Source organism: Streptomyces gilvus (genome assembly GCF_022513565.1).
GTDB classification, from domain to species: Bacteria; Actinomycetota; Actinomycetes; order Streptomycetales; family Streptomycetaceae; genus Streptomyces; species Streptomyces gilvus.
This window is the reverse complement of sequence record NZ_JAKWBE010000017.1, coordinates 139652-159119: the sequence shown is the minus strand read 5'-3', so window position 1 is coordinate 159119 and position 19468 is coordinate 139652. Positions and strand designations below refer to the sequence as shown.

At 72.0% G+C, this 19468-nt stretch carries 14 protein-coding genes; 13 read left to right on the top strand and 1 reads right to left on the bottom strand.

Going from position 1 to position 19468, the window contains the following annotated elements; translation table 11 throughout:
* Positions 1 to 46 precede the first annotated feature (46 nt).
* From MKW14_RS25485 to MKW14_RS25470, 4 genes are all read left to right on the top strand, one after another.
* Positions 47 to 838, top strand: a complete 792-nt coding sequence (locus MKW14_RS25485; protein ID WP_240865635.1) for a type II secretion system F family protein — start codon at positions 47 to 49, stop codon at positions 836 to 838.
* A 115-nt stretch (positions 839 to 953) separates the two neighbouring features.
* Positions 954 to 1163 (top strand): DUF4244 domain-containing protein, encoded by a 210-nt coding sequence (locus MKW14_RS25480; protein WP_240865633.1) that lies wholly within the window; start codon positions 954 to 956, stop codon positions 1161 to 1163.
* A complete protein-coding gene (locus tag MKW14_RS25475) occupies positions 1150 to 1521 on the top strand; it encodes a TadE family type IV pilus minor pilin (RefSeq protein ID WP_240865631.1) in 372 nt (123 codons plus the stop codon). The genes MKW14_RS25480 and MKW14_RS25475 overlap by 14 nt, the downstream gene beginning before the upstream one ends.
* A 176-nt stretch (positions 1522 to 1697) precedes the next feature.
* Positions 1698 to 2075: an Rv3654c family TadE-like protein gene (locus MKW14_RS25470; RefSeq protein ID WP_240865677.1), complete on the top strand. Its 378-nt coding sequence runs from the start codon at positions 1698 to 1700 to the stop codon at positions 2073 to 2075.
* A gap of 117 nt (positions 2076 to 2192) precedes the next feature.
* On the opposite strand, the gene MKW14_RS25465 is transcribed toward MKW14_RS25470, so the two are convergent.
* The gene (locus MKW14_RS25465; protein ID WP_240865629.1) at positions 2193 to 4733 is read right to left on the bottom strand and encodes a DEAD/DEAH box helicase; all 2541 of its coding nucleotides are present in this window, start codon (positions 4731 to 4733) and stop codon (positions 2193 to 2195) included.
* An 80-nt stretch (positions 4734 to 4813) separates the two neighbouring features.
* On the opposite strand from MKW14_RS25465, the gene bldG reads away from it, so the two are divergent.
* From bldG to MKW14_RS25420, 9 genes are all read left to right on the top strand, one after another.
* Positions 4814 to 5155 (top strand): anti-sigma factor antagonist BldG, encoded by a 342-nt coding sequence (gene bldG, locus MKW14_RS25460; protein ID WP_003975386.1) that lies wholly within the window; start codon positions 4814 to 4816, stop codon positions 5153 to 5155.
* 118 nt (positions 5156 to 5273) lie between these two features.
* Positions 5274 to 5705 (top strand): ATP-binding protein, encoded by a 432-nt coding sequence (locus MKW14_RS25455; RefSeq protein WP_240865626.1) that lies wholly within the window; start codon positions 5274 to 5276, stop codon positions 5703 to 5705.
* Positions 5706 to 6023: 318 nt separating this feature from the next.
* Positions 6024 to 8432, top strand: a complete 2409-nt coding sequence (locus tag MKW14_RS25450; protein WP_240865624.1) for a sodium-translocating pyrophosphatase — start codon at positions 6024 to 6026, stop codon at positions 8430 to 8432.
* 206 nt (positions 8433 to 8638) lie between these two features.
* Entirely contained in the window at positions 8639 to 9235 is a 597-nt protein-coding gene (locus MKW14_RS25445) for a small secreted protein (protein WP_240865622.1), read from the top strand.
* A 43-nt stretch (positions 9236 to 9278) separates the two neighbouring features.
* Positions 9279 to 10799 (top strand): DUF7059 domain-containing protein, encoded by a 1521-nt coding sequence (locus MKW14_RS25440; RefSeq protein ID WP_240865621.1) that lies wholly within the window; start codon positions 9279 to 9281, stop codon positions 10797 to 10799.
* Between the two features lie 316 nt (positions 10800 to 11115).
* Positions 11116 to 11313 carry a hypothetical protein gene (locus tag MKW14_RS25435; protein WP_240865619.1) on the top strand — a complete coding sequence of 66 codons (198 nt, stop codon included), beginning with the start codon at positions 11116 to 11118 and terminating at the stop codon, positions 11311 to 11313.
* A gap of 255 nt (positions 11314 to 11568) precedes the next feature.
* Entirely contained in the window at positions 11569 to 14388 is a 2820-nt protein-coding gene (gene topA, locus MKW14_RS25430; RefSeq protein ID WP_240865617.1) for a type I DNA topoisomerase, read from the top strand.
* 144 nt (positions 14389 to 14532) lie between these two features.
* Positions 14533 to 17772 carry a dTMP kinase gene (tmk, locus tag MKW14_RS25425; RefSeq protein ID WP_240865615.1) on the top strand — a complete coding sequence of 1080 codons (3240 nt, stop codon included), beginning with the start codon at positions 14533 to 14535 and terminating at the stop codon, positions 17770 to 17772.
* Between the two features lie 402 nt (positions 17773 to 18174).
* Positions 18175 to 19380: a DNA polymerase III subunit delta' gene (locus MKW14_RS25420; protein ID WP_240865612.1), complete on the top strand. Its 1206-nt coding sequence runs from the start codon at positions 18175 to 18177 to the stop codon at positions 19378 to 19380.
* Positions 19381 to 19468 lie beyond the last annotated feature (88 nt).

The following is a 19468-nucleotide window of genomic DNA, read 5'->3' as shown; positions in this document are numbered from 1 at the left end:
GTGCGGTGCGAGGTCGGAGTTGGACGGACGGGGAGTGGGGTTCGGTGTGAGCGCGGATGTTGTCCACAGGCTGGGGGTGACCGTGGGGATCGTGGTCGTCCTCGGGTGGCTGCTGCGGTGGCTGGAGGCGGTGCGGCGGGAGCGGAGAGTGCGTCGGCGACTGACCGGGCTGGTGTCCGACGTGGAACGAGCGGTGGGCGGGCCTCGGTTCGAGGTCGGTGAGGCCGCGCGGCGGTGGGCGCCGGTGGCCGGGGTCGTGGGCGCCGGGTGGGTCCTGGTCGGCGGACTGGCCGGGTTCGCGGTCGGGTCGGTCGTAGGGGCGGGGTTGTGGTGGTGGCGCCGTCGGCAGGGTGCGCCCGCCGTCGCGGAGGTGGTCGACGCGGCCAAGGCTGCCGGGCAACTGCCGCTCGCCTCCGATCTGTTGGCGGCCTGCATCGCTGCGGGGGCCGCTCCGGTGGTCGCCGCGCAGGCGGTGGGGGAGGCCCTGGGCGGAGTGGTCGGGGAGGCGTTGGCGCGGGGCGCGGCCGAGGTACGGCTCGGGGGTGAACCGGGGGAGGCGTGGCGGAGGTTGGGCGCCCTGCCGGGTGCACAGCCCCTGGCCCGGCTCCTGGAACGGGCCGACGTGTCGGGTCTCCCCGCCGCCGCACCGGTGGCCCGGCTGGCGACCGAGGCCCGGGCCGACTGGGCCCGCGCCGCGACCGAGCGAGCCAGACGTGCGGCCGTCATGGTGACCGTGCCGGTAGGGCTGTGCTTCCTGCCCGCGTTCATCGCGGTCGGCGTACTGCCCGTGGTGATCGGGCTCGCGGGTGGGGTCCTGGGGGGAGGGGGTGGTGGCTGACGGTCGTGGAGCAAGCAGGTAGCAGCAAGTAGCAGTGGAGCAATCAAGCAGCTGAGCAATCCAGCAACAGCAATCAAGCAATCGAGCAACAGGAACGAACCTCACGGGGGTTGAGATGTGCAAGGCGGTACGGGCGCGGCTGCGCGCCCTGGTGTGCAGGGTGCGTGCGGTACGGAAGGACTCGGGAATGGTGACCTCCGAGTACGCGATGGGGATCGTGGCGGCGGTGGCGTTCGCGGTGGTCCTCTACAAGGTGGTGACGAGCGGGGCGGTCAGCGCGGAGCTGCAGGCCATCGTGAAGCGGGCGCTCGATGCGCGGACGTGAACGGCGGGACGCGGACCGTGGGTTCGTGACGGCGGAGTCGGCCGTGGTGCTGCCCGTGCTGGTGATGTTCGCGATGGCGCTGGTGTGGGGACTGCTCGTGGTCGCCGCGCAGATCCAGTGCGTGGACGCGGCGCGCACGGGGGCGCGGGCGGCCGCCCGTCAGGACCCGGCCGACGCGGTCGTCGAAGTGGCCCGCGAAGCCGCCCCGCGCGGCGCGTCGGTCACGGTCAGCCGGGAAGGCGACCAGGTCCGCGTCACCGTCGTGGCGAAGCCGCCGGCGCTGCACGGGCTGCCCTTCGAGGTACGCGAGGAGGCCGTGGCGTCGGCGGAGGAGACGGTGGGGGTGAGGGGGCCGTGACCGGCGCGTTCGCTCGACGTCGGCGGGACGCGGCGGCCGTACGGGAGCCGAGGCGCGGGCCGACGGTTGGGCGGCGCTCCTGCGGCAGCTCAGCCGGGGGCGGGCGCGGTGACCGTGACTTCCGTGGCCGTCGGCATGACGACCGTGGATCCGCCACCGTCTGGAGCGTCGGTGCCATCGCCGTGCTGTGTGTGGTGTTCGGGGTAGTGCTCGCCCTGGGGCAGGCCGTCGTGGTCCGGCACCGGGCGGCCGGTGGCGCGGATCTGGCGGCGCTCGCCGCAGCCGATCACTGGGCGGACGGCGGTGCGGCGGCCTGCGCCCGGGCCGACCGGGTGGCCAGAGCACAGGGCGTGCGGCTCGTGCGGTGTGTGATCGTGGGCGAGATCTCGGACGTGACGGCGGCTTCGGGAACGGGCCCGTTCGCCGCGGAGGTCAGGGCACGGGCAGGTCCTGCGGAGCCGAACGCGGCATCGGCCTCTCCACCGGCACCACGGGCTCCGCCACAGCCGCCGCTTCCGGAACCCGGCCCCGCCCAACCGGCGTCACCCCGGTGACCGAACCCGCTGCCGTCACGCCGACGGCCCGCTCGCCAGGCCGCGTTCCCGCGCCACGCCGGTGACCGAATCCGCCGGCGTCACCCCGACCGGCCGAGCTCCAGCCCCCTTCGGGCGTCACCCCGACCGCCCGGACTCCAAGCCCCCACCCTCCGGCACCCCCACCACTCCACCCTCCGCCGCACCCGCTACCCCATCCCCCGGCTTCTCCTCCGGTGCCCCCCGTAGCAGCGTCGTGAGGAGTCGTACCGCGCCCCTCTTGTGGAGTGGGTCGTTGCCGTTGCCGCACTTGGGGGACTGGATGCAGGACGGGCAGCCGGCGTCGCACTCGCAGGAGGCGATGGCCTGGCGGGTGGCGGTGAGCCAGGTGTGGGCGGTGTGGAAGGCGCGCTCGGCGAAGCCCGCACCGCCGGGGTGGCCGTCGTACACGAAGACCGTCGGCAGGAGCGTGTCGGGGTGGAGGGGGATCGACACGCCGCCGATGTCCCAGCGGTCGCAGGTCGCGAAGAGGGGCAGCATGCCGATCGACGCGTGTTCGGCGGCGTGCAGGGCGCCGCCGAGGATCTCGGGGTTGATGCGGGCCTCGTCGAGCTGGTCCTCGGTGACCGTCCACCACACCGCGCGCGTGCGCAGCGTACGAGGAGGGAGGTCGAGTTTCGTCTCGCCCAGGACCTCGCCGGTGATCAGACGCCGGCGGAGGAAGGAGACGACCTGGTTGGTGACCTCGACGGAGCCGTAGCACAGGCGGCCCGCGCCCCAGGGGATCTCGGTGTCGGTCTCCAGGACGGCGATGGAGGTCGTGTCCCGGGCGACCGTCGAGTAGGGCGGGTTCGCCTCCGAGACCAGGGCGACGGAGTCCTCCAGGTCGAGGGAGCGGACGAGGTAGGTGCGGCCCTGGTGGAGATGGACCGCGCCCTCGTGCACGGTCGTGTGCGCCGCGCCCGCGTCCACGGTGCCCAGCAGACGGCCCGTGCCGGCTTCGACGATCTGGACCGGGCGTCCGCCCTCGCCGCGGATGTCGGTGAGGTCGGCGGCCCGTTCCCGGCGGGTCCAGTGCCAGGCCTTCGTACGGCGGCGCAGGAGCTTCGCGGCCTCCAGCTGGGGCAGCAGGCCCTCGGTCTCGGGGCCGAAGAGGTCCAGGTCCTCGTCGGTCAGGGGCATCTCCGCCGCGGCCGCGCACAGGTGCGGGGCGAGGACGTACGGGTTGTCGGGATCGAGGACCGTGGATTCCACCGGCTGGTCGAAGAGGGCCTCGGGGTGGTGGACGAGGAAGGTGTCCAGGGGGTCGTCGCGGGCCACCAGGACGGCCAGCGCGCCCTGCCCGGCGCGACCGGCGCGGCCCGCCTGCTGCCACAGGGACGCGCGCGTGCCCGGGTAGCCGGCGATCACCACGGCGTCCAGGCCCGAGACGTCGATGCCGAGTTCGAGGGCGGTCGTCGCGGCGAGGCCCAGCAGCTCGCCGGAGTGGAGGGCCTGTTCCAGGGCGCGGCGTTCCTCCGGGAGGTAGCCGCCGCGGTAGGCCGCGACACGCCGGGCGAGGGAGCGGTCGACCTCGGCGAGACGCTCCTGGGCGATGACCGAGATCAGCTCGGCGCCGCGCCGGGAGCGGACGAAGGCGACCGAGCGCACGCCCTGCACGGCGAGGTCGGTGAGCAGGTCGGCGGTCTCGGCGGTGGCGGTACGGCGGACCGGGGCGCCCTTCTCGCCCTGCAGCTCGGTGAGCGGCGGCTCCCAGAGGGCGAACAGCAGCTCGCCGCGCGGGGAGGCGTCGTCGGCGACCTCGACGACCGGGAGGCCGGTGAGGCGGCGGGCGGCGACCGCGGGCTCGGCGGCGGTGGCGGAGGCGAGGAGGAAGACCGGAGAGGATCCGTAGCGGGCGCAGAGGCGGCGCAGCCGGCGCAGCACCTGGGCGACGTGGGAGCCGAACACGCCCCGGTAGGTGTGGCACTCGTCGATGACGACGTACTTCAGCGACTTCAGGAAGGAGGACCAGCGGGGGTGGGAGGGGAGTATCCCGCGGTGCAGCATGTCCGGATTGGTCAGGACGTAGTTGGCGTACTGGCGGATCCACTCGCGCTCCTCGAACGGCGTGTCGCCGTCGTAGACCGCGGGGCGCACCGCATTTCCCAGAGGATGTGAAAGTTCCTTCACTGATCGGCACTGGTCGGCCGCGAGCGCCTTGGTGGGGGCCAGGTAGAGGGTGGTGGCACCGCGGCCGTTCGGGGCCTCGGAGCCGTCCAGGAGGGTCGAGAGGACCGGTACGAGATACGCCAGGGACTTGCCGGACGCCGTGCCCGTGGCGACCACCACCGAGTCGCCGTCCAGGGCGTGCTCGGCGGCGATCGCCTGGTGGGCCCAGGGGTGTTCGATGCCGCAGGCCTGCACGGCCGCGACGACCTCCGAACGAATCCGGTCAGGCCAGACGGCATGCCGACCCTCGCGCGGGGGCAAGTGCTCCGTATGAGTGATGCGCGAAGCCCGGCTCGGCCCGGAGGCGAGCCGGTCCAGGACCGTGCCCGGCGAGAGCCGGGAGACGGGGTCCGTCGGGGATCGATCGGATCGGTGATTCTTGGCCATCGGCACCGAGTGTGTCACTGGCGTGACGGACAATGGGACCAAGGCGTCGTGCACGCCTGCCGGTAAGTGATTGAATGCCATCGCGGCTGGCGAACCGTTCCGGGGGCTGAAGCCGAGGTGCCCAACGGGCGACCGCTCGATAGCAAGGTGCTGGAGGATCCGTGGACCTGTCCCTGTCGACCCGTACCGTCGGCGATCGTACGGTCGTCGAGGTCGGTGGCGAAATCGACGTATATACCGCGCCCAAGCTGCGCGAGCAGCTGGTCGAGCTGGTGAACGACGGGAGTTTCCACCTCGTCGTTGACATGGAGGGCGTCGACTTCCTCGACTCCACCGGGCTCGGCGTGCTGGTCGGCGGCCTGAAGCGGGTACGAGCCCATGAGGGCTCGCTGCGCCTGGTCTGCAACCAGGAGCGCATTCTGAAGATCTTCCGCATCACCGGCCTCACCAAGGTGTTCCCGATCCACACCTCGGTCGAGGAAGCGGTGGCGGCGACCGACTGACCACCGCCCCATGGAGCGGGAAGGGTCCGCTCCCGGGACGGAAGATGTACCGACAGGGGGTCCGGGCTTTCGGCGGCCCGGTCCCCCCACAGCACGCCCGTAGTTCCGAGGGGGACGCATGGCCACCGTTGAACTCCGCTTCAGCGCGCTGCCCGAGCACGTCAGGACCGCCCGACTGGTGGCGGCAGCGGTGGCGCGCAGGGCCGGAGTGGACGAGGCCGTCCTCGACGAGGTCAGGCTCGCCGTCGGCGAGGCCTGTTCCCGTGCCGTCGGACTGCACCAGAGCGCCGGCATCACCACGCCGGTGCAGGTGAAGCTGATCGAGGAGGAGAAGCAGTTCTCCATCGAGGTCGGTGACGAGGCCCCGCGCTCGGCGCCCGGCGACCGGGCACCCGGGTCCCTGGGTGACGACGTGGAGGCCGAGGAGGACGAGATGGGCCTCGCGGTCATCAGCGGCCTCGTCGACGACGTGGAGGTCACCGCTGGGGAGAACGGCGGGTCGATCCGGATGACCTGGCCGACCACTCCGCCGGTCGCGGTACTCCCCTGACCCCACCGTCGAACCACCCGAAGACCACCTGAAGACCGCCGGAAGGGCCCTGCTGAGCAGGGCCCTTTCTGCTTTTCCGATCAGCCCTTGGAATTCGTGAATTAATTCACGATCAATGAGCTGATAATTCGATCAAGCGGCAATGCGGCCGTCAATGCCTTTGGGGCGTTACCTCTTTCGGGTTCCATGGCGTGACGTCGATCATTTGCTGAGGGGCAGGTGAAGGTTAATTCCGTTTCCCGTGCTCTGTTTTGATCAGGTCGGGGTACCTAGAATCCGTCCACATCTTGAGCTCAGCCCAAGCGTCAAGGAGGACGAATGGCGGGGCTTTCTACCCCTCATCAGTTGGACCACCCCACAACCCTCGCAGCCGCGGTGCTCACCGACGACAACCGGATCATCGTGACGGTCATCGGGGTCGTCGCGCTGGCCGCGCTCGTGGTCGCGGGCATCCTGGTGCGCCAGGTGCTGGCCGCGGGCGAGGGCACCGACAGCATGAAGAAGATCGCGGAAGCGGTCCAGGAAGGCGCCAACGCCTATCTGGGACGCCAGCTGCGCACGCTCGGCGTATTCGCCGTCGTCGTGTTCTTCCTGCTCATGCTGCTGCCCGCGGACGACTGGAATCAGCGCGCAGGCCGATCGGTGTTCTTCTTGATCGGCGCCGCGTTCTCGGCGGCCACCGGTTATATCGGCATGTGGCTGGCGGTGCGCAGCAATGTGCGTGTTGCCGCGGCGGCCCGGGAAGCGACCCCGGCGGAGGGTGAGCCGGAAAAGGATCTCACCACCGTCTCGCACAAAGCCATGAAGATCGCTTTCCGCACGGGCGGCGTCGTCGGCATGTTCACGGTGGGGCTCGGTCTGCTGGGCGCCTCCTGTGTGGTGCTGGTGTACGCGGCCGACGCGCCGAAGGTGCTCGAGGGCTTCGGCCTCGGGGCCGCTCTGATCGCCATGTTCATGCGTGTCGGCGGCGGCATCTTCACCAAGGCCGCCGACGTCGGCGCCGACCTGGTAGGCAAGGTCGAGCAGGGCATTCCGGAGGACGACCCGCGCAATGCCGCGACCATCGCCGACAACGTGGGCGACAACGTCGGCGACTGCGCCGGCATGGCGGCCGACCTCTTCGAGTCGTACGCCGTGACGCTGGTCGCCGCGCTGATCCTCGGCAAGGCGGCCTTCGGCGACTCCGGGCTCGCCTTCCCGCTGATCGTGCCGGCCATCGGCGTGATCACGGCCATGATCGGCATCTTCGCGGTCGCCCCGCGCCGGGCCGACCGCAGCGGCATGTCCGCGATCAACCGGGGCTTCTTCATCTCCGCGGTGATCTCGCTCGGTCTGGTGGCGGCGGCCGTCTTCATCTATCTCCCGGCGAAGTACAGCGACCTCGACGGCATCAGCGACGCGGCGATCCGGGCCAAGGACGGCGACCCGCGCATCCTCGCGCTCGTCGCGGTGGCGATCGGCATCCTGCTGGCGGCCGTGATCCAGCAGCTGACCGGCTACTTCACCGAGACCAACCGCCGCCCTGTCATGGACATCGGCAAGACCTCGCTGACCGGCCCGGCCACCGTCGTCCTCGCCGGTATCTCGGTGGGTCTGGAGTCGGCCGTCTACACCGCCCTGCTGATCGGCCTCAGCGTCTACGGGGCCTTCCTGCTCGGCGGTACGTCGATCATGCTCGCGCTGTTCGCGGTGGCGCTGGCCGGCACCGGTCTGCTCACCACGGTCGGCGTGATCGTCGCCATGGACACCTTCGGCCCGGTCTCCGACAACGCGCAGGGCATCGCCGAGATGTCCGGCGACGTCGAGGGCGCCGGCGCCCAGGTGCTCACCAACCTGGACGCCGTCGGCAACACGACGAAGGCCATCACCAAGGGCATCGCCATCGCCACCGCCGTCCTGGCGGCGTCGGCGCTCTTCGGGTCGTACCGGGACGCGATCACCACGAACGTTCAGGACGTGGGCGAGAAGCTGACCGGCAAGGGCGCCCCGCTGAGCCTGTCCCTGGACATCTCGCAGCCCAACAACCTCGTCGGCCTCATCGCGGGCGCGGCGGTCGTCTTCCTCTTCTCGGGGCTGGCGATCAACGCGGTGTCGCGGTCGGCGGGCTCGGTGGTCTACGAGGTGCGGCGGCAGTTCCGTGAGAAGCCCGGGATCATGGACTTCACGGAGAAGCCCGAGTACGGCAAGGTCGTCGACATCTGCACCAAGGACGCCCTGCGGGAGCTGGCCACGCCCGGTCTGCTCGCCGTGATGGCGCCCATCTTCATCGGGTTCACGCTCGGAGTCGGCGCGCTCGGCTCCTACCTCGCGGGCGCGATCGGCGCGGGCACGCTGATGGCGGTGTTCCTCGCCAACTCCGGTGGCGCCTGGGACAACGCCAAGAAACTCGTCGAGGACGGCCACCACGGCGGCAAGGGCAGCGAGGCCCACGCGGCCACGGTCATCGGCGACACGGTGGGCGACCCCTTCAAGGACACCGCGGGTCCGGCGATCAACCCGCTGCTGAAGGTGATGAACCTGGTGTCGCTGCTCATCGCCCCGGCGGTGATCAAGTTCTCCTACGGCGACGACAAGAACATCGGGGTGCGGATCCTGATCGCGATCCTCTCCCTGCTCGTCATCGTCACGGCGGTCTACATCTCCAAGCGGCGCGGCATCGCCGTGGGCGACGAGGAGGGCAAGTCGGATCGAGTGGCCAACTCGACGGATCCCGCGGTGGTTTCGTAGGCGGTCTTACGACGGTCCGCTGCAAGGGGCGGGCGGGAGACGCGTGTTGACGCGTCGACCGCCCGCCCTCGGCTGTGCGCCCTGCTGTGTGCAGGCTCATGGTGAGCCTTCTCTCGCCTGGTGCAAACGGATCCAAAAGGGTCTCTAGTGGACGCTCGGCATGGGGTCGCCGTCTGTGTGGCGTGTATGTTCCGGGGCCGAGAGCCATGGAAGGGACCAAACCGGTGAACAAGAAGCTCGCGGCCGCACTGTCCGGCGGTACGGTACTGGTACTGGCGCTGTCGGGATGCGGCAGCAGCGACAAGAACGACAAGCTGGACTCCTGGGCCAAGCAGGTCTGCGACGGCGTACAGCCGCAGGCCAAGAAGATCGAGGCCGCCAACGCCGCGATCCAGAAGGAGACCTCGGACAACAGCACGCCGGAGCAGGTCCAGCAGACCGACGCGCAGGCCTTCCAGGACATGTCCGACGCGTACAAGGCGATCGGGGCCGCGGTCCAGAACGCCGGGGCGCCGAACGTCGACGACGGGGCGAAGAAGCAGCAGGACGCGGTCAAGGAACTCAACGACATCTCCGCGTCCTACGCCTCGCTGAAGGCGCAGGTCGACAAGCTCGAGACCAAGGACCAGGCCAAGTTCGCCGACGGGCTCAAGGGCATCGCGACCTCACTGGACAAGCTGAGCCAGAGCGGGAACGACGCGCTGAAGACACTCGAGGAGGGCGAGGTCGGCAAGGCGATGGCGAAGCAGGAGAGCTGCAAGGCGGCCTCGGCGACGCCCTCCTCGGCGGCGACGGCGAGCTGAGCCGGGGCTGCGGACGGTCACCGCTGCCCGCCACAATGGGGGCGTGAGTATCTCCGGTCTGCCCGCCCTGCCCGCCTCCGACCGTCCCGACGTCGCCACCCGGCTGCGGGACGCCCTGCTCGGGGCCTCCTTCACCGCCGACGGCCTGCTCGACCTGCTCGGCGCTCCCGCGTACGCGGCGCTGGCGCGCAGCGAGACCGTGCCGGCGCTGCGGGCGACGCGCGGGGACACCCCGCTCGAGGTGCTCGTACGGCTGTTCCTGCTGCAGCAGCCCGTGCCGCACGCGCGCGTGGAGGCCGTTCTGCCGCTCGACGCCTGTCTGGAGAGCGGGTGGCTCGTCCCGGCGGGCGCGGACGAGGTGGCCGCGACCGTGGACGTACGGCCGTACGGCGGGCCCGACGGCGAGGACTGGTTCATCGTGTCCGACCTGGGCTGTGCCGTCGGCGGCGCCGGCGGCATCGGCAGCCGCGAGGAGGGCGTCGTCCTCGGCGTCGGCGGCGCCTCCACGACCCTGGCCGGCATCACCGTCCGTACGCCCGTCTCCAGCGCCCTGGACCTCGGCACGGGGTCCGGCATCCAGGCGCTGCACGCCTCCCGGCACGCCACGCGCGTGACGGCGACCGACCTCAACCCGCGCGCGTTGCACATCACCGCGCTCACCCTGGCCCTGTCCGGCGCCCCCGCGGCCGATCTGCGCGAGGGCTCGCTGTACGAGCCGGTGCGGGACGACGAGACCTACGACCTGATCGTCTCCAACCCGCCTTTCGTCATCTCGCCCGGCGCGCGGCTGACGTACCGGGACGGCGGGATGGGCGGGGACGATCTGTGCCGCTCGCTCGTTCAGGGTGCGGGGGACCGTTTGAACGAGGGCGGGTTCGCGCAGTTCCTCGCCAACTGGCAGCACGTGGAGGGGGAGGACTGGCAGGACAGGCTCAGGTCGTGGGTCCCGCGCGGCTGCGACGCGTGGATCGTGCAGCGCGAGACGCAGGACGTCACGCAGTACGCCGAGTTGTGGCTCCGGGACGCCGGTGACCATCGGGGCGACCCGGCCGAGTACCAGGCGCGGTACGACGCGTGGCTGGACGAGTTCGAGGCGCGCAAGGTGAAGGCCGTCGGCTTCGGCTGGATCACGCTGCGCAGGACGGGCGCCGCCGTGCCCTCCATCACGGTGGAGGAGTGGCCGCATTCGGTCGAGCAGCCGCTCGGAGAGGCGGTGCGGACGCACTTCGACCGCCTCGACTACCTGCGCTCGCACGACGACGCGGCCCTGCTGGAGGGGCACTTCAGGCTCGTCACCGAGGTCGTCCAGGAACAGGTGGGGCTGCCCGGCGCCGAGGACCCGGATCACGTCGTGCTGCGCCAGCACCGGGGCATGCGCCGCGCCACCAAGGTGGACACGGTCGGCGCGGGCTTCGCGGGCGTGTGCGACGGCTCGCTGAGCGCCGGCCGCATCCTGGACGCCATCGCCCAACTGGTCGGCGAGGACCCGGTGTTGCTGCGCGACCGGACACCGGCGCAGATCAGGCTGCTGGTGGAACAGGGGTTCCTCGAGCCGGTGGAGTGACGGGCGGGCCGGTAGCGGCTGATCCGGAGGCCGGACGCCGGGCGCGGGCGGCACGGGGACCAAGAACGCGGAGAAGCTCCGCACCGACGAGTTCGAGTCGACCTGGTCACCCGGCGCACGACGGAACGCGCCGAGGGCAGAAGTCGACCGGACATCTGATCCCGGCCGCCGTCCGGCTCGGCGTGACCGTCCCGTTTGGGCAACGCATGATGGTCCGGACCCCTGGCATTCACCCACGGTTCGCCCGCGCGTCTTCCGTCGCTGCGAACGTCCGGGTCCTGCACCCCCGCACGGCACGGCACGGGAGGGACCCACCATGGAGAGCGGTCCGGCGATCTTCACCGGCACGGTGTTCGCCCTGTTCGGAGCCGCCCTGCTGGCCTGGGTCGCCGTCCGGCTGCGCCACCGGCGGCCCGTCGCCCTCGGTGTGAGCCCGGTCGCATCCGCGGCCCTCGCCGCCATCGCCGGCGCGGGCGCGCTCGCCCTGGGCGTCCGGTGCCTCGCAAGCGTCTGACGACGCGATCTCCGAAGCGGCAGGGGGATGGCCGGGAGTGACCGGTACGTGACGTTCCGCGCGCTGCCCGAACGCCGCTGACCACTCCGTGCGGCAGGAATGGCGCGACTCGGGTTACCGTTCGAGTGGCCGTTGCGGGCTTTTCCCGTTTGACACGGGGGCGGGATGTACCGTCACACTCCGCAGCGTCACCATGACACGACCCCGGGAGGAACGCCTGGGGAGGCCCAGCGTCGACCGGAGAGAAGAGCGAAGTTGTCCCCGACCAGCGAGACCGCACACGGCGGCCGCCGACTCGTCATCGTCGAGTCGCCTGCCAAGGCGAAGACGATCAAGGGCTACCTCGGCCCTGGTTACGTCGTCGAGGCGAGCGTCGGGCACATCCGCGACCTCCCCAACGGCGCCGCCGAGGTGCCCGAGAAGTACACCGGCGAGGTCCGCCGCCTCGGTGTGGACGTCGAGCACGACTTCGAGCCGATCTATGTCGTCAACGCCGACAAGCGGGCCCAGGTCAAGAAGCTCAAGGATCTGCTGAAGGACTCCGACGAGCTCTACCTCGCCACCGATGAGGACCGCGAGGGCGAGGCCATCGCCTGGCACCTGCAGGAGGTGCTCAAGCCCAAGGTCCCGGTCAAGCGGATGGTCTTCCACGAGATCACCAAGTCCGCGATCCAGGCCGCCGTCGCCAACCCGCGCCAGCTCAACCAGAAGCTCGTCGACGCCCAGGAGACCCGCCGCATCCTCGACCGTCTCTACGGCTACGAGGTCTCACCGGTCCTGTGGAAGAAGGTCATGCCGCGCCTGTCGGCGGGCCGGGTCCAGTCCGTCGCCACCCGGCTCGTGGTCGAGCGGGAACGCGAGCGCATCGCTTTTCGTTCGGCTGAGTACTGGGACCTGACGGGCACCTTCGCGACCGGCCGCGCGGGGGACCCCTCGGACCCGTCGTCGCTGGTCGCCCGCCTGCAGACCGTCGACGGCAGGCGGGTCGCGCAGGGCCGCGACTTCGACTCCCTGGGACAACTCAAGAGCGAGCAGGTCCTCCACCTCGACGAGGCGAACGCCCGCGCGCTGGCCGCCGCCCTGGAGCAGACGCGGTTCGCCGTCCGCTCGGTCGAGTCGAAGCCGTACCGCCGCTCGCCGTACGCCCCGTTCCGTACGACGACGCTGCAGCAGGAAGCCTCCCGCAAGCTCGGCTTCGGCGCGAAGGCGACCATGCAGGTGGCCCAGAAGCTGTACGAGAACGGCTTCATCACCTACATGCGTACGGACTCCACGACGCTGAGCGACACCGCCGTGGCCGCGGCCCGCGCCCAGGTCACCCAGCTCTACGGTGCCGACTACCTGCCGTCGAGCCCGCGGACGTACGCCGCCAAGGTCAAGAACGCGCAGGAGGCGCACGAGGCGATCCGCCCCTCGGGTGATCGTTTCCGCACGCCCGCCGAGACCGGCCTGACCGGCGACCAGTTCAAGCTCTACGAGCTGATCTGGAAGCGGACCGTCGCCTCCCAGATGAAGGACGCGACCGGCAACAGCGTGACCGTGAAGATCGGTGGCACGGCCGCCGACGGCCGGGACGTCGAGTTCAGCGCGTCCGGCAAGACGATCACCTTCCACGGCTTCCTGAAGGCCTACGTCGAGGGCGCCGACGACCCGAACGCCGAGCTGGACGACCGCGAGCGGCGGCTGCCGCAGGTCGCCGAGGGCGACCGGCTCACCGCCGAGGAGATCACGGTCGACGGCCACGCCACCAAGCCCCCGGCCCGCTACACCGAGGCCAGCCTGGTCAAGGAGCTCGAAGAGCGCGAGATCGGCCGCCCGTCGACGTACGCGTCGATCATCGGCACGATCCTCGACCGCGGCTACGTCTTCAAGAAGGGCACGGCACTCGTCCCCTCCTTCCTGTCCTTCGCCGTCGTCAACCTTCTGGAGAAGCACTTCGGGCGGCTCGTCGACTACGACTTCACCGCCCGCATGGAGGACGACCTCGACCGGATCGCCGCCGGGCAGGCGCAGTCCGTGCCGTGGCTGAAGCGCTTCTACTTCGGCGAGGGCGGCGGCGAGGGCGGCGCGGCCGACGCCGGCAACGGCGACGGGGACCACCTCGGCGGCCTCAAGGAGCTGGTGACCGACCTGGGCGCGATCGACGCGCGCGAGGTGTCGTCGTTCCCGGTGGGCAACGGCATCGTGCTCCGCGTCGGGCGCTACGGCCCGTACATCGAGCGCGGCGAGAAGGACTCCGAGGGCCACCAGCGGGCGGACGTGCCCGAGGACCTGGCCCCCGACGAGCTGTCCGTCGAGCTCGCGGAGGAGCTGCTCGCCAAGCCGAGCGGCGACTTCGAGCTCGGCGCCGACCCGAAGACGGGCCACCAGATCATCGCCCGGGACGGCCGCTACGGCCCGTACGTCACCGAGGTGCTCCCCGAGGGCACCCCGAAGACCGGCAAGAACGCCGTGAAGCCGCGTACGGCCTCGCTGTTCAAGTCGATGTCGCTGGACACGGTGACCCTCGAGGACGCGCTGCGGCTGATGTCCCTGCCGAGGGTCGTCGGCACCGACGCCGAGGGCCAGGAGATCACCGCGCAGAACGGCCGCTACGGGCCGTACCTGAAGAAGGGCACGGACTCGCGCTCGCTGCAGTCGGAGGAGCAGCTCTTCACGATCACCCTCGAAGAGGCGCTGCAGATCTACTCCCAGCCCAAGCAGCGCGGCCGGGCCGCCGCCAAGCCGCCGCTGAAGGAGCTGGGCACCGACCCGGTCAGCGAGAAGCCCGTGGTGGTGAAGGACGGCCGCTTCGGGCCGTACGTCACCGACGGGGAGACCAACGCGACCCTGCGCTCCGGCGACAGCGTCGAGACCATCACCCCCGAGCGCGGCTTCGAACTCCTCGCCGAGAAGCGGGCCAAGGGCCCCGCCAAGAAGACGGCGAAGAAGGCTCCCGCGAAGAAGGCGGCCCCGGCCAAGAAGACGACGGCCGCCAAGAAGACCGCGGCGAAGAAGACGACGACGGCCGCGAAGAAGACGACCGCCAAGACCGCGGCGAAGAAGGCCACGGCATCCAAGTCCGCGGAGGAGTAAGGGCGTTCGGGACCCGCCAGGTCACGGCCGGGTCCTTCACCCCTCGTTCGCGAAACGAACGCCCCGGTATCGCTTTGGTGTCGGGGCGTGCGCACGTGCGGCCGCGCCCCCCGGGCTGTCAGTCGGTCCCGATAGGCTGAAAGCATGACGCGAGCCGAGCAGCCAACGGCCCACCACCCGGCCCCCGACGACGCCCTTGTCGCGGACTCCCGCGAGCGCGCCGTCCGCGCCCTGCTGCGCCAGCCCCAGCTGAAGCGGCTGTGGAGCGCCCACCTCGTGGGGTCGGTCGGCGACGCCCTCGCCCTCCTCGTGCTGGTCCTGCTCGCCCTCCAGGCGGCGATCAGCGAAGGCTCCTTCGGGGGGAACTACCGGGGCGTGGCGTTCGCAGTGGCGACCGTTTTCGGAGTGCGCATCCTGGCGACGCTGCTCTTCGGAGCGGTCCTGCTCGGCCCGCTGACTTCGCTCACTTCGCAGGAGGGTCCGCTCGACCGCCGCTGGACGATGGTCGGCGCCGACGCCGTCCGGGTCCTCGCGCTCATCGTCGCGCCCCTGTGGATCGACTGGACGCCGGACAACGCGTTGGCGATCCTTCTGGTCACCGCGTTCGTCACCGGCGTCGCCGAGCGCTTCTGGACCGTCTCCCGCGAGAGCGCCGCGCCCGCTCTGCTGCCGGCCCCGCCGCTGGAGGGCGCGACGGTACGGCCGCTGCCGGACCACATGGACGCCCTGCGCCGGCTGGCGCTGCGCACGGCCTTCGTGGCGATCCCGCTCGCGGCCGCCGTGCTCGTCGTCGCCGGACTGCTCAACAACCTGCTGGGTTCCGGGATCGCCTGGTTCGCCCAGCACCAGGCGGCCCTCGCCTCGTACGTGGCGGCGGGCCTGTTCGCCGCGTCCCTGTCCGTGCTGACCTACCTGGAGCTGCCGGCCACGCGCACCCCACGCGCGCGTTCCCCGCTCGAGGGACTGCGCCGCCCGCGCACCGGCGAGGGCGTCGACACGGGCCGCACGGGCGCCGTCCCGCTGCTGGTGCTCGCCTGCGCCGCCGTCGCCGGAGCGGTCTCCGCGGCCGTCGCCGTGACGGTGCTGCACGCCAAGGACCTGCACGGCGGCCCGGTGCTCTACGGCCTGCTGGTGCTCGCCCTGACCGGCGGAGTCGTCGTCGGCATCCGTACGGCGCCCAAGGTGCTGGTGTCGCTGTCGCGGCGCCGGCTGCTCGCGCTGGCCATCGCCTTCACCGGCGTCGCGCTGCTGGCCGCGGGTCTCGTACCGGACGTGACGACCGTCCTGCTCATCCTCGCCCTGGCCGGCATCGGCGCGGGCGTGGCCGCCAACACCGGGCACACCCTGCTCGACCAGGAGGCCGAGGACCACCGGCGCGCCCGCATGACCGAGCACCTGCACGCCGTCGTCCGCGTCTCCGTGGCGCTCGCCGCGGTCATCGCCCCGGTCGTGGCGGCGGGGATCGGGCCGCACCGCCTGGAGAACGGCAGGTTCGTCTTCGCGCACGGCGGCGCCGCCTTCACCCTGATGCTGGTCGGCGCGCTGCTGCTGCCGGTGGCCGCACTGGTGCTGGCCAAGGTCGACGACCGCTCCGGGGTCCCGCTGCGGCACGACCTGCGGGACGCGCTGCGCGGCGGCGACGACCCGGTGACGGCACCCGCCGCGAACGGTTTCTTCATCGCCCTGGAGGGCGGCGACGGCGCCGGCAAGTCCACCCAGGCCGAGGCGCTCGCCGAGTGGATCCGGGCCAAGGGCCACGAGGTCGTCGTGACCCGCGAGCCGGGCGCCACGCCGGTGGGCAAGCGGCTGCGGTCGATCCTGCTGGACGTCTCCAGCGCCGGGCTCTCGCACCGCGCGGAGGCCCTGCTGTACGCGGCGGACCGCGCGGAGCACGTGGACACGGTGGTGCGGCCGGCGCTGGAGCGCGGCGCCGTGGTCATCTCCGACCGCTACATCGACTCCTCGGTGGCCTACCAGGGGGCGGGCCGCGACCTGTCCCCGACCGAGATAGCCCGCATCAACCGCTGGGCGACCGACGGCCTCGTACCGCATCTGACCGTCCTGCTGGACATCTCCCCCGAGATCGCCCGCGAGCGGTTCACCGAGGCGCCGGACCGGCTGGAGTCGGAGCCCGCCGAGTTCCACGCACGCGTGCGCTCCGGTTTCCTCACGCTGGCCGCCGCCGACCCCGGCCGCTACCTCGTGGTGGACGCGGGCCAGGAGCCCGAGGCCGTCACCACCGTCGTACGGCACCGGCTCGACCAGATGCTGCCGCTGTCCGAGCAGGAGATCCGGGAGCAGGAGGAGGCCCGCAAGGCCGCCGAGGAGGAGGCCCGCCGCAAGGCCGAGGAGGAGGCCGCCCGCAAGGCCGAGGAGGAGCGGCTGGAGCGTGAGCGCCAGGAGCAGCTCGCCAAGCTGCGCGCCGAGGAGGAGGAGCGCAAGCGGCGCGAGCTGGAGGAGGCGCAGCGGCGCGAGGCCGAACGGCAGGCGGAGGAGGCCCGGCGACGGGCCGAGGAGGCCGCCCGGCGCGCGGAGGAGGAGCGGCAGCGGCTGCTCGCCGAGGAGAAGGCACGCGCCGAGGAGGAGGCCCGCCGCAAGGCGGAGGAGGAGCGGCGGCGCAAGCAGGCCGAGGAGGAGGCACGGCTGCGGGCCGAGGCGGAGGCGCTTCGGCTGGAGAAGCAGCGCAAGGCCGAGGAGGCGCTGCTGCGGGCCGAGGAGGCACGCCGGCTCGCCGAGCAGGCCGCGGCCGCCGCGGAGGCGGGGCCCAGGCAGCCGACGGCGCCCGCGGTCGCGCCGGAGGCCTCGACCGTGCCGACACCGGTGGTGACGCCGACGAACGCCTCGGGCGGACCGGCCGAGGAGACGGCCGTGCTGCGGCCGGTACGGGAGGACGACGCCGGGGACGCCGACGCCGCGGGCCGGGGCCGTAAGCGGTCCGTCGGCGAATCGGACTCCGAGGTGACGACGAAGCTGCCGCAGCCGCCGGCACCGACCGGCGCGACGGATGAGACGGCGGTGCTGCCGCCTGTGGTGCCGGGTGCGGCGGACGAGACGGCGGTGCTGCCGCCCGTGGTGCCGGGTGCCGCTGACGAGACGGCGGTGTTGCCGCCGGTGCGCGAGGAAGGGCCCGCGGACCGGGTGCCGCCGGGGTACTTCCGGGACGAGCGGGCGGGAGGTGCGCGGCCGGACGGCGGCGAGGAGCGTACGCGGGAGATGCCCCAGGTCGACGCGGAGGGGGCGCCTCGGCGCCGGACCCGGTCGGACTGGGCCGAAGAGACACCGCTCGACGACCTGCCGTCACTGGCCGACGAGCTGCTCGGGCCGCACCAAGATGATTACGACGAGGACCAGGGCCGGGGCAGGCGCCGCGGCCGGGGACGCTGAGCGTTCCCGCTCGGGCGGCACGAGGACGAGTACGGAGGGTCCGGGGCGGGGCCGACGCCGTGGGCAGGGTGCTGAGCCTCCCACTTGGCCACACGTGCCGGCAGTGCATCTGCGCGCGCTCTGCAACCTGCGGGGTGAGTGGTTCCTGCTCGCTCGTCCACGCGGTGTGAGTGCTCTCTGCGCGCTCGGCTCCCCGGGCCCTGGGTGTGTCCCCTTGCATGCTGGGTCACTCCGACGCCAGGGCCTGTGCGCGGGGCAGGCGCCGCGGCCGGGGGCGCTGTATCTGGCGGCGCACTCGGCGGCCCGTCGTGACCGCCTCCCCGGACACTCGGCGCCCGTTGTCAGTGCCGCCCCGCACAATGGAACCCGCAACACGAACCGTGGTGAAAGGGCGGGGGACGCATGACGGTCTGGGATGACCTCGTGGGCCAGGAGAAGGTGGCCGAGCAGCTGGACGCCGCCGCTCGGGACGCCGACGCGCTCGTCACCGCGGCCGCCACTGACGCGCCTCCGCCCGAGGCGTCGAAGATGACGCACGCCTGGTTGTTCACCGGGCCCCCGGGGGCCGGGCGGAACCAGGCGGCGCGGGCGTTCGCCGCCGCGCTGCAGTGCGTGTCGCCCGACCGCGCGCTCGGCGGATCACCGGGCTGCGGGTTCTGCGACGGATGCCACACGGCCCTGGTCGGCACGCACGCGGACGTCACCAGCGTCGCCGCCGTCGGCTCGCAGATCCTCGCCGAGGACATGCGGGACACCGTACGGAAGTCGTTCACCTCGCCGGCGAACGGCCGCTGGCAGATCATCCTCGTCGAGGACGCCGAGCGGCTGAACGAGAAGTCGGCCAACGCCGTCCTGAAGGCGGTCGAGGAACCCGCCCCGCGCACGGTCTGGCTGCTGTGCGCGCCCTCCATCGAGGACGTCCTGCCCACCATCCGCTCCCGCTGCCGGCACCTGAACCTGCTGACGCCGTCGGTGGACGCGGTCGCCGACATGCTCGTAGGGCGCGAGGGCGTGGAGCCGGCCGTCGCCGCCGCGGCGGCCCGCGCCACCCAGGGGCACGTCGACCGGGCCCGCCGGCTGGCCACCGACCCGGCGGCCCGTGAGCGCCGTGCCGCCGTGCTGAAGCTGCCGCTGCGGGTCGAGGAGATCGGCGGCGCGTTGAAGGCCGCCCAGGAGCTGGTGGACGCGGCCGCCGAGGACGCCAAGCAGCTCGCCGAGGAGATGGACGGCAAGGAGACCGAGGAGCTGAAGGCGGCACTGGGCGCGGCTCAGGGCGGCCGGATGCCGCGCGGAACGGCGGGCGTGATGAAGGACCTGGAGGACAAGCAGAAGCGGCGCCGGACAAGAACCCAGCGCGACAGCCTCGACCTCGCCCTGACCGACCTCACCGCGTTCTACCGGGACGTCCTGGCCCTGCAGCTCGGCACGCGCGTGGCGCTTGCGAACGCGGATGCCGAGGACGCCCTGGAGCGTCTGGCCCGCGGCAGCTCCCCGGAGTCGACCCTGCGCCGCATCGAGGCGATCGCCGCCTGCCGCGACGCCCTCGACCGCAATGTTGCCCCGCTGCTCGCGGTGGAGGCGATGACGATGGCCCTCAGAGCGGGCTGACCACCGAACACCGCGCGGCAACGACCCCACGGCCGATCAACGGAGGTTGACCATGTAACTCGTACGAGGCACGACGCGCACGCACGGC